Source organism: Sphaerochaeta sp., from assembly GCF_050256055.1.
Classification (GTDB): domain Bacteria; phylum Spirochaetota; class Spirochaetia; order Sphaerochaetales; family Sphaerochaetaceae; genus Sphaerochaeta.
This window is the reverse complement of sequence record NZ_JBFWIJ010000014.1, coordinates 1-13,345: the sequence shown is the minus strand read 5'-3', so window position 1 is coordinate 13,345 and position 13,345 is coordinate 1. Positions and strand designations below refer to the sequence as shown.

Genomic DNA, 13,345 nt, shown 5'->3' with positions numbered 1-13,345 from the left:
GTCAACTGGAGGCACGGATTATCAGATTTGGACGCAACAATAATTGCCGCTGTTTGTGTGATGGCTGATAGGTAGCATCAAGCGGGTTGTCCTGACCTGTCCGATTGAATTTTTCATGGATGATATCGATCAGGGAACTGGTAACCATCTGACCGATTTCTTTGATCGGTTGATGGATTGTTGTAAGGGGAGGGCGGTACATGGCTGCCATGGGAATATCATCAAATCCGGTCACTGCCAAATCAGATCCGATCCGCAGTCCATGATCCTTTCCCGCATTGATCGCTCCAAATGCAATGAGATCATTGAACGCAACAATTGCGGTTGGCGGATTTTGTTGATCCAGAAGCTTGTCCGCTCCATAATACCCGTCTTCCTGATCGAAGGCTCCCAGATAGACCAGATTGGAGTCCAATTGAAGGCCTCGTTTCTCCAATCCTTGCGTAAGCCCTTGCAATCGGACTTTTGCATAGAGAACCGACAATGGTGGACTGATGCAACCAATTCTCGTATGTCCGCGGCTGATAAGATGATCGGCAATCAAATCCATTGCGTATTCTCCATCCTCCTCGACATAAGGATGATCCAGATCCCCTTCTATACGACCGAATGCAGTGAACGGGAAGTTGATAGATGAAAGATACTGCGGCCGTACATCGTCCACCATCATTCTGCTTAGGATGAACCCGTCGACCTTTCTTTCGGCGACAAGTTTCCGATACACATCCAATTCATCATGATCATGTACGTATGCCACCAAAAGGTCGTATCCGAATCTGGATGCTTGTTCTCCAATACCAGACAACAGTTCACAGAAAAATGGTTCGGCATACCCTTTTGAAGATACCGGGGCTACGACTCCAATTGTATCGGTAGATTGTTTTTGGAGTTTCTGGGCGATACTGTTGGGTACATAACCCATCTCCTCGGCAGCTTGTTTTACTACTCTGATGGTTTCCTTGCTTACATCATCACATTCCGCCAATGCACGGGAAACGGTAGTGACGGATCGATTGACCTTTTGTGCGATATCCTTCAATGTGACCATGCTTTAACTCCAGCTTGCCAATATGGGTTCGAGATGAGATTCCAGTGCTTTGAGGGAACTGTGTTTCTTGGCAATTGAATAGTTCGATTCTACCATACTCTCTCGTTTCTGTCTGTCAACCAATACTTCAATCATGGATGCGGCTGCAGTTTCCAACACGGTGTTTTCGATTCTGGCAAGATGTTCGTTCGACCACGAGGCAACGGCACTTCCCAAGGATATCACTTGGTACCCCATGGGTGCGATATCAGCCAAATACACAGGATAGGCAAACAAAACCACCGGCAATCGTGCTTTCACTGCCTCCAGAAACTGGTTTCCCCAACCTTCCCAGTACGATGGATAGGTTACGATATCGGCGTGTACATAGGCATCCCAGAGAGAATAGGTTTTCCCTGCGGCTCCCTGCGTCCGCTCTCTGGTGATACGATCGCCGATAGCCAGCATGACTACGCCTTCAGCGTTTGCTTTCGCTTCCAATCGCTGCATATAGGTGTTTGTTGTGTCATCCTGGGTGTAGCCGGCGAGTACGAGTATGATTCGACTTTCAGCATGAAATACACTGTTGTTCGGCATTGTCTTTCCTATCAATTGAGATTTATGTCGATTCAGTGCCGCAACACATTCAATTGCCAGTTCGATGCCTTTCCGGGGAATAACCCGGGTAGCCTGTAAAACAACAATATCAGAAGCTTTTATCTTGAATGTCTCTCGAAAATCAACATTCCATGAGTCAACGACCCAATCATTTCCCTCGAAGTCGAATACATTGGGAATTACGATGGCATCGATTCCTTTACGTGTTTTTAATGCATTTTTGGCCAATGAATTGATAACTACATGGGTATACCCGTCAGTATGGGGAGGGAGAAACATATCGGTAAATCCGATTGCTGAGGCACAGGATAATTGTATACCTTGTACACGTTCCCAATAAAAATCATGGTGTTGCGCCACTACCCGTACCTTGGTGTTGCATAGCGCATGCTCGACGGCGATAGCGGCAGCAGGGTGCAATCCAACCGACCAGATATTCTGAACTATGACGATATCTAGCTGCCGGGTACGTATCCAGGCTTCCACTTTCTGCTGGATGATTCGGGCATCCTCGAGCATCTGAATGGAATATGCCGCTTCGCTTTGTCCCTCCGCAAGGGCGACAAAGGTTTGGCGTTGCATTCGGGCCGCCTCACTTCCATGATAGTCCAATTCCTCGATGATCGTCACCGGTACATCGTCACGGCTTTGCTCAGCTTTCCCATCGTCACGCCCGTGCTTTCCGCTGCAGAGAAATACCTTGTAACCCCTCTTTTGGAATACCGAGGTCCACTTGTCTATTTCCAGTGAGACACCATCTGTATCTCCAGTCTTGAAATGAATTATACCGATATGTTTGGTTGATGATCGTGTATCTTCGCTCCTCATTCCTTGACCCCTCCGGCTGCAAGACCTCCGGTAATTTTATTTTGGATCGACATGAACAATGCCATGACGGGTACAGCCGTAAGCATGGATGCAGACATGATGCGGTCCCATATGGCGTTTTTCGAAACAAACAAAGTCTTCAAACCGATCGGCAGGGTGTAAAGCATCTTGTAGTTTTTCAGGAATACCGAAGCAAACAGATATTCATTCCATGCAATCATAAATGAATAAATATAAACAGTGGCGATAGCGGAGGCTGAAAGCGGGATGATGATTTTGAAGATGATCCCGATTCTGCCCAATCCTTCGATCATAGCCGCTTCTTCCAAGGAAAAAGGAACCGTTCGGAAGTAGTTTCCCAACATATACAAAGAAACCGGTAACGTCTGCACCATATAGACGACAAGCAAACTGATGAAGGTTCCGGTGGGTGTGGCGAGCAATCCCGTGGATGCGAACAGTCGATAGAGGGGGATAAGCAGAAGGATACCACCGAACATATAGACGAACAGCACCCCACGTTGGATTGTCGAACGGCCGCGAAAACGCAGACGACTGAAAGAATATGCACCGAAAATGGCGAGACACACCGAGAAAAAGGCTGCACTGAGCGAGAGTATCAATGAATTTTTAAAATACCGAAGGAAGGGAAACACCTCACCCGTGTTCTGGTATTTTGCAAGGATGGCTGAACGTTGCTGTTTGGTGAGTTCGGGAGTTTCCTCAAGCAGGGTAATCACTGACTGGGGGACGTTTTTCAGATCTTGGTCGATATTCAGCAATTCCTTGTATGCCTCAACGTTTATCTTGCGCGGAATCAGGGAAGGGTTTCCCCAGTCCCACTGGTATTTCAAGGATAATGACAACATCTGGATGAAAGGAAAGATGCTGAACGATACAATGATCATCACGAGGAGGAAAAATCCCAAACTCTTCAGTGGGTTTCTTTTCTTTACCATTTGAGGACCTTCTTTACATAAACGAGGATGAATCCGATGAGAATGATGAACTGAAGTACGGCAAGAGTCGCTCCTTGGCCGAGATCCATGGTACCGGTGAACGCTTTGAGGTAGGTATACACCGAGAGCACTTTGACATTGCTGGTCAACAGATATACTTCCTCAAATTTGTTGAAATTCCAGATGACCCGTAATAGGATCAGTGCCGATATGACAAAATACACTTCAGGAAGGGTGATTGCCTTGAATTTCTGCCAACCATTCGCTCCATCGACCTCCGCTGCTTCATACAGGGTTTCGTCAATCGCCTGCAAGCGGGAAAGAATCATGAGGTAGGTAAAGGGAAAATTTTTCCAAATGCCGAATAGAATTGCCACCCAGATTGCCGTAGAGGGAGATCCGATCAGATTGAATCGTTCAGCGAATAGTCCCAATTTCGTATGAAATACATCCATGAATATGCCGTTTACCGGGTCGAAAATGAATTGCCAGGCGAAGACGACTGAAATCACGGGTGCAACATACGGCAGGAGGATAAGACTCCGTACCAACCCTCTAAGCGGAAATTTCTTGTTCATAACCATGGCCGTACCAAGCCCAAGCAGGGTGGTTCCCAATGTCGAGAACACCACATACACCAACGTTTCACGGACAGCCAGGAGGAATTCCGAATCTGTGAGAATCTGCACATAATTCCGAAGTCCTACGAATACGTTATCACCGGCCAGCTTGAAGGCGAAGAAGCTGAGATAGATATTATAGAGGACCGGATAGAGGATGAGGGCGAGAATGATGAACACGGAGGGAAATACCAAGGCCCATCCGATCCTCTGTTCATGCACGGCTCGGCCACTCATCACGGTAGGGGTGAAGATGGATAGGGAAGGGGGAGCTGATGGTTTTTCCTGTTTCGGAGCACGCATGATGATTTCCTTTCTTTGATGAGATGATTGTTCGATGCACGTGAAGTCGCCGACTGGTTCTGTTCAAGATGGCGGAGAGCAACCCGCTCTCCGCCTATCGAAGCAACCTAGTCCAATCATTTCATTACTTTTCGCATTTCCGTTTCTGCCCATGCCATGGCATCATCAACCTGCATATGTTCCTGGGTGACTTTGTACAACATCTGTGGGATGATCTGCTTTGCCGTAATTTCGCTGGCGGCCTCGATTCGGTTGCCGTCGACGATGCTGAACGTCTCAATATTTTCCAACCCACTGATGATTTGCGCCATTTTTTCGGTTCCATAGCGCTTGAACGTACCGCTCGGATCATTTTGGAAACGTGTGTTGGTCGCAATTTCCTTAAGCATCGGGTTCATGCCTCCTGGTGCCATATGCAGGAAGGTGATGTACGCATTGGGGGTGTACAGATATTCGATGAACTTCTGTGCAGCTGCGGTCTTTGCCGGATCTCCTTGATCAAAGAGGCCGAAGGCCACGACCGTTCCATAGCCAGCAGAGCTGGTGTGCGTGATGATGGTTGAGACACCGGTTTTGTTTACAAGTTCGGGATCAAAATCAGCTCCTGCAAGGTCCTTGAAATTGTCTCCGGTGAGTGAGCCTTTCGCTGCCTCCTGCAACGCCAAATCATCCATGATATAGGTGGAATAGAAGAACATTGCCATCTTTCCCTGCAGATAATAATCCCTTGCTCTCCAGGTTTGTGGTCCCGGTGGATTATATTTTGCCAATTCGGCATAGAATTCGATAGCCTGTTTCATCTGCGGAGAATTGAAAACCAGATTCTTTTTGCCATCAAACAATGCAGCTCCATTGGACATGGCGATGGGGGTGAAACATTGTTCGGTATACGCTTCCGGCAAGGTCCCTACAAGAATCCCATATTGGTTTTTCTCAGGTTTATAGAAGTACTTGGCGGCCTTGAGAATATCATCCCATGTAGTGGGTGGATTCAGACCGGCTTCCTTGAACCAATCCGAACGATACCAGATACCTTGGATCCAACCGTGGTACGGCAGTGCATAATAACTTCCTTTACCGGTGGTTTCCAATACTTTGAGAGGGCCGGAATAAAATCTGTCCTTTCCGATTTTCTCCACCAATTTGGTTGTGGTCCCAATGTCCAGAATTCCTTGGGTTCCAAAAGATACCGCAGTTTCAGCCGGACCTTCGAACATTGCCGGAAGGCTCTTTGCAGCATATGCGGTTTGTGCCTGTGTAACCAGGTTGTTTTCATCTACCGGAATCAAATTCACCTTGATATTCGGATTCAAGGTGGTGAACGTGTCGATGAGCACCTGGATTGTCGCCATTCTGTCGGATTGTGTCTCCGTTGTCCAGAAATCGATAGTGACCGGTTCGGAGGTTTTTTGAACCATTTCCTGCTGACCTTGCGCAAACACCATTGCCGAGGAGGCAATGAGGAGTGCCAAGATCATCATGCAAACCATTCCTTTTTTCATGTTGATTCTCCTTTTGTTTGTTTCCAAAACGTTTTGGAACTGTATATAGTAAAATCCAAAACGTTTTGGAAGTCAAGCCTAAGACTGTGATTATTTCTGCTGCAGCAGCATTGGTGCACCAATGCGGTGCGTGTGTATGCATGAAACGGTTCAATTTCCAAGGTGGGTTGCTTGTCATCTCTCGAGGGATCACTGTTCAATCCGCTATGCTTTCTCGACCTCGACTCTTGACGATTCGCTTCGGCCATACGATGGTATAGGTAAGGAGCTTTTCTTTCAGGGCATAGCCCGATTTCATCATAAGGAGCGATGGATTATGAGAAAGAACACGCGTGATACGATCAGAAGACCCAAGGATTATGAACGAGACCCTGCATGGGATGCAGAAGAACGTGAACGTCTGGGAGAGAAAAAACACAAAGCCAAGGTACATACAACGACTGAACCGGAAGAGCGATTTGAAGTATTGGAGGATGACGATCGCTGACGAATAGCTTTTGGTAGACTAATAAGGACAGAACGACTCAAGCAGGTTGGTCTGTCCTTTTTGTATATCCACTTTGGAAAATACCTTGTTGCCTATACTCTGGTTGTATCCATCAAGGAAGGAAATGGTCACCGTATAGGTTCCCGGCGCAAGATCCACATAGCCGACCCACGCTTCAGCGGGAAGGAAATGGGTGGAACGGATGTCGGCGCTCTCGGTGACATCCTGGGCGACATGAAACAGGAAGCTGAAAAACTGTTCGGTTGCGGTGACTTGTTCATCCTGTTCCGCAATGGCATCGTAGGCGGCGACCCCGATTGCCTTGGCCATGGCCCGCAATGTTGCTTTCAGGTAGATCAGGCTGCTTTTCGCTTGGAAGGTGTCGATGGCGATTGCGCTGATGGATTCGAGCTTCTCCAGAAATATCGTGGGCCCTTGGGATACGGTGACCTGTACGGCCTTTACCCTGGATGGTCGTCCTACCAAAACAGGATAGGCGATTACCGAGTGATTGCCGGGCGAGAGGAATACTGATTCCCGCCTCTCCTCCTTCTTCGGTGCCATTCCATTGAAGGAAACAAGGTGGAGTCTGGCAGAAGTCGGATTCTGACTAGCTTGCTCGACCAGCCGGGGAAGTTTGAAAGGATACAGATCCGGTTGCGAGGCAAAGGCATGCCGAACCTGCTGGAGGGCGAAGTCCCTCGTGTTGGTTTCACCAAGCCCATCGGCGATGATGCTGCCCAGATAATTGGACAAGGCACTCGTGGAGAAGGATGATGCATAGGTTTGTTCGGTGTCTGTATCCAATCCTTTCTCTACGGCAAAACCGGATGCCTGCTTCATCTGTTGTTCATAATGATTCTTCAGCTGCGCTTGTTTCTCCAGACTCCGGTTGATTTCCACCAATGCATCCTCTGCTCTGCCCAGATGGAGGTAATTCAAAGCCTTGAACGTATTCAGGTAAAGATCCTCATACTCCTCCCCGCCATACTTCTTCGTATTGTCATTGACCAGGAAGGATGCGAGGTTAGCACTGATTGATTGGGTGTAGGCCTCCTGGATCCCCCGTTCGGCTTCACTGAGGAACTGGTTGGAATCCTGATAGCGGCCATCCAGTCGGGCAAGCAATCCCAGATCATAGTTGACGATGATCGGGCCTTGGGCTTGCAACAAGCTGTTCGAGCGTTGTTCCAAACTTTGGTATGCCTGCGTGTAATTTTCACTTTGGTACAGGTGTTCTATATTCGAAAGGTCGACATAGGATGAACACCCTGCCAATACGATGGTGGTGATACAGAAGAAGCAGATGATTCGGCCTGTTTTGTTTGTGTATCTCATAAAAGCTTTGGATGACATCTCGCCTTGGTATGGCTCAATGTACCATTGTTGTGCGAAGGACGCAACTGAAAGAGGGAAGTTTGTCTGGTATCTGGCCTTTTATTCTACACAATATACACGGTATCTGGTACACTAAGCCAAGATAACGTCATTGATTACAAGGAGCATCGTATGAAACGGATCCTTTCTTGGAGTATTCTTCTCTGCTTGTCGGTCGTTTTGCTCGGTTCCTGTCAGACTGGGGTATCCGTCAGTCGTCTGCAAGCCGATGAGGATATTGATCTGAGTGGAAATTGGAATGATACCGACATACGCATCGTCTCCCAGGCGTTGGTGGATTCGAGTCTGGCTTCTCCATGGATCAATCAGTTTAGGATGAAACATCCTGGTAAAAATCCGGTAGTAATCGTCGGGACCTTCCTCAACCGCAGCAGCGAGCATATCGATACTTCCATCATCGCAAAACGGTATGAAATGGAATTGATCAATTCAGGCAAGGTGGATATGGTGGCTGATCAGAGTTTCCGTGCTTCGGTACGGGATGAACGGGAGGAACAGCAATATTTCGCCAGTGAGGAAACCGCCAAGGCGTTGGGCAAGGAAATAGGAGCAGATTATCTTTTGCAGGGAGCCGTTCGGACGAACCTGGACCAGAGCGGCGGTACGAAGGTGAGGACCTACTACGTCTCGGCTGAGTTGATCGATATAGAGACGAACCGCAAAGTGTGGGTGGGGGAAGAGACGATCAAAAAGCTCATTAAGCAGAGCAAGTATTCCTTCTAGGGGTTGTCCATGCAGTATCTGGCCAAACTGACGATCATCGGGCTTCTCCTGTTTCTCCTTTCATCCTGCCAGGCGTTGCAAACCGGCAAAACCGGACCTTCCTGGCTCGATCATCCTTATGATAAATCATATGATGCACAGACCTATCTGTGTGCCGTCGGCTCAGGTTCGACCCGGGAGAAAGCCGTGGATGCGGCCTTGACCGGTCTTTCTGAGATTTTCAATTCCGAGGTATCTTCCCAGACGCAGGTTACCAGTCTTTCCACGGCAACCAAGGATGAACAGGGTATGATGCAGTTCACCGAAGCCTCTGAGTTGCTGGAGGTGGGAAGCGTACAGACCAACACCGAGGCGATTATCGGAGCAGAGGTGGTGAACACGTTTATCAATGACGTGGGGCGCGTCTTTGTGCGTGTGGCGCTCAACCGTGCACATGCCATCGAGCTGTATCGATCACAAGTGTCACCATTGTCCAGTTCTCTCTCCCAGATAAAAACAAAGGCCGCGCTTGCCTCCGATCCCCTTCGTTCATATGTACACTTGGTGCATGCCCGTAGCATTGCAGTACAAGAGCAGGCTTTGCTGGATATCCTGCAGGTTCTGGAGAAAAAAAGCCAACCTTCGGTACTGGTTGCATTGGACCGGCAGCTGACCGATCTGGCACAAAGCATCTCGATTTCCGTACAGGTTCGTGCAGAGGATACAGCCACCGAGCAGATGCTGCACGCTGCCTTCGCACAGGGGATGCAGAAACTCGGATTTACCATCACGGATGAAGCTGGGGATGCGGTATTGGAGATCAATTACGATGTCCAGCCGATCAATATGCCTGACAGTCCGTACCGCTACGCCCGCTATTTCCTGTCTGTACAACTGAAGGGACACGGGGAGCGCTATGTGTCGTATGAAAAGAATGATCGTGAGGCTGCGCTCTCGGAGTCTGATGCAATAGCCAAGGCATTGCGAAATGCCACCACGACGGCGGTTGATGAGGTACGTACCCTCTTGCTGCAAACGCTTGAGGCTGAAACATAGTGGAGGTTCATTCATGAAGAAAGTAGTTGGATTGCTTGTGCTTGCAACAATGGCATTGGTTTTGACCGGATGTGCAACGGCGCGCACTGAGGTGACTGCCCCGGCCCCGGTGGTTCCCCTGATCATTGGTGCGGAAGGCGTACCGCAGCCGCTTTGGGTTTCCAAGACGATTTCCACCCAGGATGTGCATTATGAAACCGGGTATGGAAAGATGAGTGACAAGCAGAATTCGATCAAACGGGCTACGGTCGAAGCAAAAAACAAGATTGCTGCCTGGATCAGTACTTCGGTAAAGGAAGTCGTGGTTACCTATGTGAATGATGCGGGAAGCGGTGAAGACCGTCAGGCTCTTGATGCCATGGAAGTGATCAGTCAGCAGGTTGCCGAGGCTACACTCTCGGGAGTGACGACCGAAGAAACATGGGTCGATGCCGAAGGCGGCGTCTGGGTATTGTGTTCCATCCCCATGGCAAATATTGAGAAGAATTTCGAACCGGCGGCAGAAGCCGTTGCTGAGGCCTTTGTGGAAAGTGATGCCGCAGCCGCTGCCAACGCCAAGATGAAGGATGCATTCGCCAATCTGTTGAAGGGAGTCAAGTAATTTTGACCAAGGGATTTGCTCTCATGCTTTGTGCCGTATTGCTCGTTGGATGCAGTACGGTGCAAACCGAGCAATCTTCTTCCGTATTGGATTTGTTGGATTTACGCGGGTATCCTGACAATGTGTATATCGGGATTTCCGGCCCGTATGCAACCAAAGCCCGAATGACTGAACAGGCCATCCTCAGCGCGGCAAAGAGCATCTTGCTCAAACAAGCCCTTGCCCTGGATACCCGTTTGGTGCTTTCCGAGGATTCGCAAGCAGGTTTGACGGCGTTTGCCGCAGATGAGAAAGCCTTGTACGATGATACGCAATTGGCGGAGACGATCAGGCGTTTGGAAGTGCTTTCTGTTGTTTTCAATGACGAGGCCGGTGCGGTGGTGTTGGTAGCAGATCCCCTGCAGGCTCCGACAGACAGACCGTATCAGGGAGTCAATGATGAAACGGGTAGGCCGGTGTGGCTTTCCCACGTGCCGAAAGTCGATGGGTATCGATTCGGCATCGGATCCTCCAAGCCCTATTACTATCTGCATGACAGCTTGGAAGCTTCCGATTTTGCCGCTGCGCAGAACCTCCTTGATCTGGGGACTGAACATGCCTACTCGGTGGAGAGCGTGAAAACCGACAAGGAACAGATGCAACGGGTGCTCTATCAAGCCCAACGCGGTCTTTTGCGTGGGTTCTCGATAGTTGCACGATATTATGACGAACGAAACCGAACCTACTGGAGTTTGGCCGTGTGTGAGGATTGAAACAGCGTATGAAACGAATATTGGCAGGCGTCGTGGTATGTATGATCGTGTTATTTGGATGTGCCACAACCCCGAAAGCGAATGCTGATGGCTCTCCCTACTGGACCACCCATTCACCAAAGAGCACACGAAGTCTGCATTATGAGGTGGGCTCAGCAAAACAATCGACTGTCCAACTGAGCCAGCTCCGAGCCGAGTCCGCAGCCAAGGACGCCATCGGGCGTTGGGCATCCACCAATGTGGATACTGCATTGGTGACGTTCGTTGAGGAAGCGGGTGAAACCTTGAAGACAAAGCAGATTCTCGAAGTTCTGCAGAATCTGAGTGTGCAAACAGTGAACATCGCACTCAGAGGCGTCAGTGTCGAGGAACGGTATACCGCTTCCGATGGAACGGTCTGGGTATTGGCAAGTTACCCGGTCAAGAACCTCAAGGATGCCTACAAACTGCAAGCCGAGGCGTTGCAAATGTCCATGGAGCTGGAAAAGACCAGAATCGAAGCGGAGACCTTGGTTGCCTATCTTGATGCGCAACTGGACAAGGAAAGTTCTGAATAGCGCAGATCGCACACCAAAATGGTAGGAAAATTTCTCATCCCTTTCATCCTTGTCCTGTTGACGCTTGATGAAGATTTTGGCATCTTGGGGCAAGGAGAACCTATCAAATGAGTAATATTTCTTTTGTCATTCTGGTCATAGCAGTCTTTGTCGCATATACGGTGGTAAAAAACCTACGTTTGAGCGGAAAGCTGGGAGGAAAGATTCCCTACAAGAGAATTTCCGCCAAAGAGGCGTGGGATATGATGCAGAACCAAGAGCCGTTGACCGTGGTCGATGTAAGAACCAAAGGCGAGTGGGCGAACGGTCATATCAAGGGTGCAATCAATATTCCGGTGGAGACCATCGGCAGTGTCAAACCCAAGAAACTGAATGATGCGGATATGCCGATCATGGTGTATTGCCAGAGCGGAGCCCGCTCTTCCCAGGCTGCCAGAAGACTTTCCGCACTTGGATATACACAGATCTATGATCTGGGCGGCATCCATAGGTGGACCTATGGAACGGTCAGGTAATATGCATCGAGAAATATCGCTTTCCCATCGCAATTTCCTCACCTTGCATGACGATCAAGGACATACGTTTTTGGGTGCTGACCAGGAATGGTTTCCCTTGCTTTGGCAGAGAAAGGCTGGTTGCGGACCTACCGTAGCCAGCACGTTGGTGCTGTATCTCAGCCATCAGAATCCTTCCCTCGGTCTTCGCCGTATCGAGGACAAGCAAGGGATGACAGCATTGATGGAAGAAGTGTGGACGCATGTGACCCCAGGAATCATGGGGTTGCATCTGGTCAGCCAATTCACCAAAGGCTTGTCCAGCTTCTTTGCCGCCCACCAACTTGCAATACCCATGTCCAGCCTGGCGTTGCCGAAGGACAGGACGAAACGGCCGAGCCTTAAACAGGTCGTTTCGTATATCACCACCGCATTGGATGCGGACCAACCTGTGGCGTTTCTGAATCTCTCCGCAGGGTCCTTGGAAAATCTGGATTCCTGGCATTGGGTCACCGTTGTATCCCTGATTCAGGAGACGGAGGGCTCACCGGTGATGATCGAAGTGTTTGACGGCGGTCGTTCCTGGAACCTCAACCTTTCGGCTTGGTATGAGAGTACGACCCGTTCAGCAGGCTTCGCCTGCATCCAATGATTATGATGATTGCAACACTTCCTCTACCAGTGCAGGATCGAGCTCCGTTGCGCTGAGGCTTTCCAGGACAGATCGTCGTTCCTCCTTGGATTGCGAATCAAGCTGTTCGCGTACCCAGACTTCCGCCAACCGAAGAATTCGGGCAAGGTAGGGGATTTCTTCCTTGGATAATCCTTTCAAAAATCCCTTGCCGTCCCAACGTTCATGATGATTGAGCACCAACGGGGCCAGATCCAGCGTCTCCTCAAATGTGTTGAGGATGCGATAGCCGCTGCTGACATGCTCCTGATAGGCGCTCATCATTGCCGCATCCCGGTTTTTGGTAGTGATCACCTTCGTGTCCAACACCACTTTTCCAATATCGTGATACCTCGCTGCACGGGTGAGAAGGCCAGCATCCTCACTGCTGAGATGCAGTATTCGGGCAAGCATGGCCGCACTCTGCTGTACCTGTACCGCATGCTCTTCTTCCTCCGGAGCCTTGTTGAACAGCATGTGGGTCAATACCTGCAGTTGTTGATGTTGGGTGTCCGAGCGGCGCAGTGTCTTTCGGCGGTACATCCGTTCCTCGGCAAGATCGAAAACGGTATGGATCGATTCTTCCATCGTAATCTTGGTCGCCGACCCCAAGGCGATGCTTCGGCTTCCAGCAAGAATATCACTCTGGTCCAGTCGATGATTGATGCGTTGGAGGATGCGCTCCACGGTTGTCGTATCGGCACTGGGGAGGATGATGACGAATTCATCCCCTCCGATCCGGCTGATGATGTCGGTTTTTCTGCATGCTTG

Annotated in this window: 15 protein-coding genes; 8 read left to right on the top strand and 7 right to left on the bottom strand. The window is 49.5% G+C overall.

Annotated elements, in window-relative coordinates:
* Nucleotide 1 precedes the first annotated feature (1 nt).
* From AB7C91_RS07185 to AB7C91_RS07165, 5 genes are all read right to left on the bottom strand, one after another.
* Nucleotides 2-1,048: a LacI family DNA-binding transcriptional regulator gene (locus AB7C91_RS07185; protein ID WP_332447549.1), complete on the bottom strand. Its 1,047-nt coding sequence runs from the start codon at nucleotides 1,046-1,048 to the stop codon at nucleotides 2-4.
* Between the two features lie 3 nt (nucleotides 1,049-1,051).
* Nucleotides 1,052-2,473 carry a hypothetical protein gene (locus AB7C91_RS07180; protein ID WP_428590191.1) on the bottom strand — a complete coding sequence of 474 codons (1,422 nt, stop codon included), beginning with the start codon at nucleotides 2,471-2,473 and terminating at the stop codon, nucleotides 1,052-1,054.
* A complete protein-coding gene (locus tag AB7C91_RS07175; RefSeq protein WP_428590188.1) occupies nucleotides 2,470-3,432 on the bottom strand; it encodes a carbohydrate ABC transporter permease in 963 nt (320 codons plus the stop codon). The genes AB7C91_RS07180 and AB7C91_RS07175 overlap by 4 nt, the downstream gene beginning before the upstream one ends.
* Complete coding sequence (locus AB7C91_RS07170; protein WP_332447547.1) at nucleotides 3,426-4,355, bottom strand: sugar ABC transporter permease; 930 nt, start codon at nucleotides 4,353-4,355, stop codon at nucleotides 3,426-3,428. Before AB7C91_RS07170 ends, AB7C91_RS07175 begins: the two co-directional genes overlap by 7 nt.
* Before the next feature lie 116 nt (nucleotides 4,356-4,471).
* Nucleotides 4,472-5,857, bottom strand: a complete 1,386-nt coding sequence (locus tag AB7C91_RS07165; protein ID WP_428590185.1) for an ABC transporter substrate-binding protein — start codon at nucleotides 5,855-5,857, stop codon at nucleotides 4,472-4,474.
* 316 nt (nucleotides 5,858-6,173) lie between these two features.
* Here AB7C91_RS07165 and AB7C91_RS07160 point away from each other — a divergent pair, with 316 nt between their 5' ends.
* Complete coding sequence (locus tag AB7C91_RS07160; protein WP_332447545.1) at nucleotides 6,174-6,344, top strand: hypothetical protein; 171 nt, start codon at nucleotides 6,174-6,176, stop codon at nucleotides 6,342-6,344.
* Nucleotides 6,345-6,362: 18 nt separating this feature from the next.
* On the opposite strand, the gene AB7C91_RS07155 is transcribed toward AB7C91_RS07160, so the two are convergent.
* The gene (locus AB7C91_RS07155) at nucleotides 6,363-7,682 is read right to left on the bottom strand and encodes a COG3014 family protein (protein WP_428590181.1); all 1,320 of its coding nucleotides are present in this window, start codon (nucleotides 7,680-7,682) and stop codon (nucleotides 6,363-6,365) included.
* A 171-nt stretch (nucleotides 7,683-7,853) separates the two neighbouring features.
* Between AB7C91_RS07155 and AB7C91_RS07150 the strand changes: the two genes are divergently transcribed.
* The 7 genes from AB7C91_RS07150 (at nucleotide 7,854) to AB7C91_RS07120 (ending at nucleotide 12,556) form a co-directional block, all read left to right on the top strand.
* Nucleotides 7,854-8,465 (top strand): penicillin-binding protein activator LpoB, encoded by a 612-nt coding sequence (locus AB7C91_RS07150; protein ID WP_332447543.1) that lies wholly within the window; start codon nucleotides 7,854-7,856, stop codon nucleotides 8,463-8,465.
* Between the two features lie 9 nt (nucleotides 8,466-8,474).
* The gene (locus tag AB7C91_RS07145) at nucleotides 8,475-9,500 is read left to right on the top strand and encodes a hypothetical protein (RefSeq protein ID WP_428590178.1); all 1,026 of its coding nucleotides are present in this window, start codon (nucleotides 8,475-8,477) and stop codon (nucleotides 9,498-9,500) included.
* Nucleotides 9,501-9,513: 13 nt separating this feature from the next.
* Nucleotides 9,514-10,101 (top strand): hypothetical protein, encoded by a 588-nt coding sequence (locus AB7C91_RS07140; RefSeq protein ID WP_332447541.1) that lies wholly within the window; start codon nucleotides 9,514-9,516, stop codon nucleotides 10,099-10,101.
* 2 nt (nucleotides 10,102-10,103) lie between these two features.
* Nucleotides 10,104-10,853, top strand: a complete 750-nt coding sequence (locus AB7C91_RS07135; protein WP_332447540.1) for a hypothetical protein — start codon at nucleotides 10,104-10,106, stop codon at nucleotides 10,851-10,853.
* 8 nt (nucleotides 10,854-10,861) lie between these two features.
* Nucleotides 10,862-11,410 (top strand): hypothetical protein, encoded by a 549-nt coding sequence (locus tag AB7C91_RS07130; RefSeq protein WP_332447539.1) that lies wholly within the window; start codon nucleotides 10,862-10,864, stop codon nucleotides 11,408-11,410.
* 107 nt (nucleotides 11,411-11,517) lie between these two features.
* Nucleotides 11,518-11,925, top strand: a complete 408-nt coding sequence (locus AB7C91_RS07125; protein WP_332447538.1) for a rhodanese-like domain-containing protein — start codon at nucleotides 11,518-11,520, stop codon at nucleotides 11,923-11,925.
* Nucleotides 11,909-12,556 carry a hypothetical protein gene (locus tag AB7C91_RS07120; RefSeq protein WP_332447537.1) on the top strand — a complete coding sequence of 216 codons (648 nt, stop codon included), beginning with the start codon at nucleotides 11,909-11,911 and terminating at the stop codon, nucleotides 12,554-12,556. The genes AB7C91_RS07125 and AB7C91_RS07120 overlap by 17 nt, the downstream gene beginning before the upstream one ends.
* Here AB7C91_RS07120 and AB7C91_RS07115 read toward each other — a convergent pair.
* Nucleotides 12,557-13,345 (bottom strand): HD-GYP domain-containing protein (locus tag AB7C91_RS07115; protein ID WP_428590174.1); only part of this gene is annotated, 789 nt, incomplete at its 5' end. It abuts the gene before it with no gap.

What these genes read in the sequence shown, in the direction of transcription:
- AB7C91_RS07155 (WP_428590181.1), bottom strand. Translation starts at nt 7,682, where the DNA reads ATGAGATACACAAACAAAACAGGCCGAATCATCTGCTTCTTCTGTATC.
- AB7C91_RS07125 (WP_332447538.1), top strand. Translation starts at nt 11,518, where the DNA reads ATGAGTAATATTTCTTTTGTCATTCTGGTCATAGCAGTCTTTGTCGCA.
- AB7C91_RS07160 (WP_332447545.1), top strand. Translation starts at nt 6,174, where the DNA reads ATGAGAAAGAACACGCGTGATACGATCAGAAGACCCAAGGATTATGAA.
- AB7C91_RS07120 (WP_332447537.1), top strand. Translation starts at nt 11,909, where the DNA reads ATGGAACGGTCAGGTAATATGCATCGAGAAATATCGCTTTCCCATCGC.
- AB7C91_RS07170 (WP_332447547.1), bottom strand. Translation starts at nt 4,355, where the DNA reads ATGCGTGCTCCGAAACAGGAAAAACCATCAGCTCCCCCTTCCCTATCC.
- AB7C91_RS07145 (WP_428590178.1), top strand. Translation starts at nt 8,475, where the DNA reads ATGCAGTATCTGGCCAAACTGACGATCATCGGGCTTCTCCTGTTTCTC.
- AB7C91_RS07175 (WP_428590188.1), bottom strand. Translation starts at nt 3,432, where the DNA reads ATGGTAAAGAAAAGAAACCCACTGAAGAGTTTGGGATTTTTCCTCCTC.
- AB7C91_RS07165 (WP_428590185.1), bottom strand. Translation starts at nt 5,857, where the DNA reads ATGAAAAAAGGAATGGTTTGCATGATGATCTTGGCACTCCTCATTGCC.
- AB7C91_RS07185 (WP_332447549.1), bottom strand. Translation starts at nt 1,048, where the DNA reads ATGGTCACATTGAAGGATATCGCACAAAAGGTCAATCGATCCGTCACT.
- AB7C91_RS07180 (WP_428590191.1), bottom strand. Translation starts at nt 2,473, where the DNA reads ATGAGGAGCGAAGATACACGATCATCAACCAAACATATCGGTATAATT.
- AB7C91_RS07130 (WP_332447539.1), top strand. Translation starts at nt 10,862, where the DNA reads ATGAAACGAATATTGGCAGGCGTCGTGGTATGTATGATCGTGTTATTT.
- AB7C91_RS07140 (WP_332447541.1), top strand. Translation starts at nt 9,514, where the DNA reads ATGAAGAAAGTAGTTGGATTGCTTGTGCTTGCAACAATGGCATTGGTT.
- AB7C91_RS07150 (WP_332447543.1), top strand. Translation starts at nt 7,854, where the DNA reads ATGAAACGGATCCTTTCTTGGAGTATTCTTCTCTGCTTGTCGGTCGTT.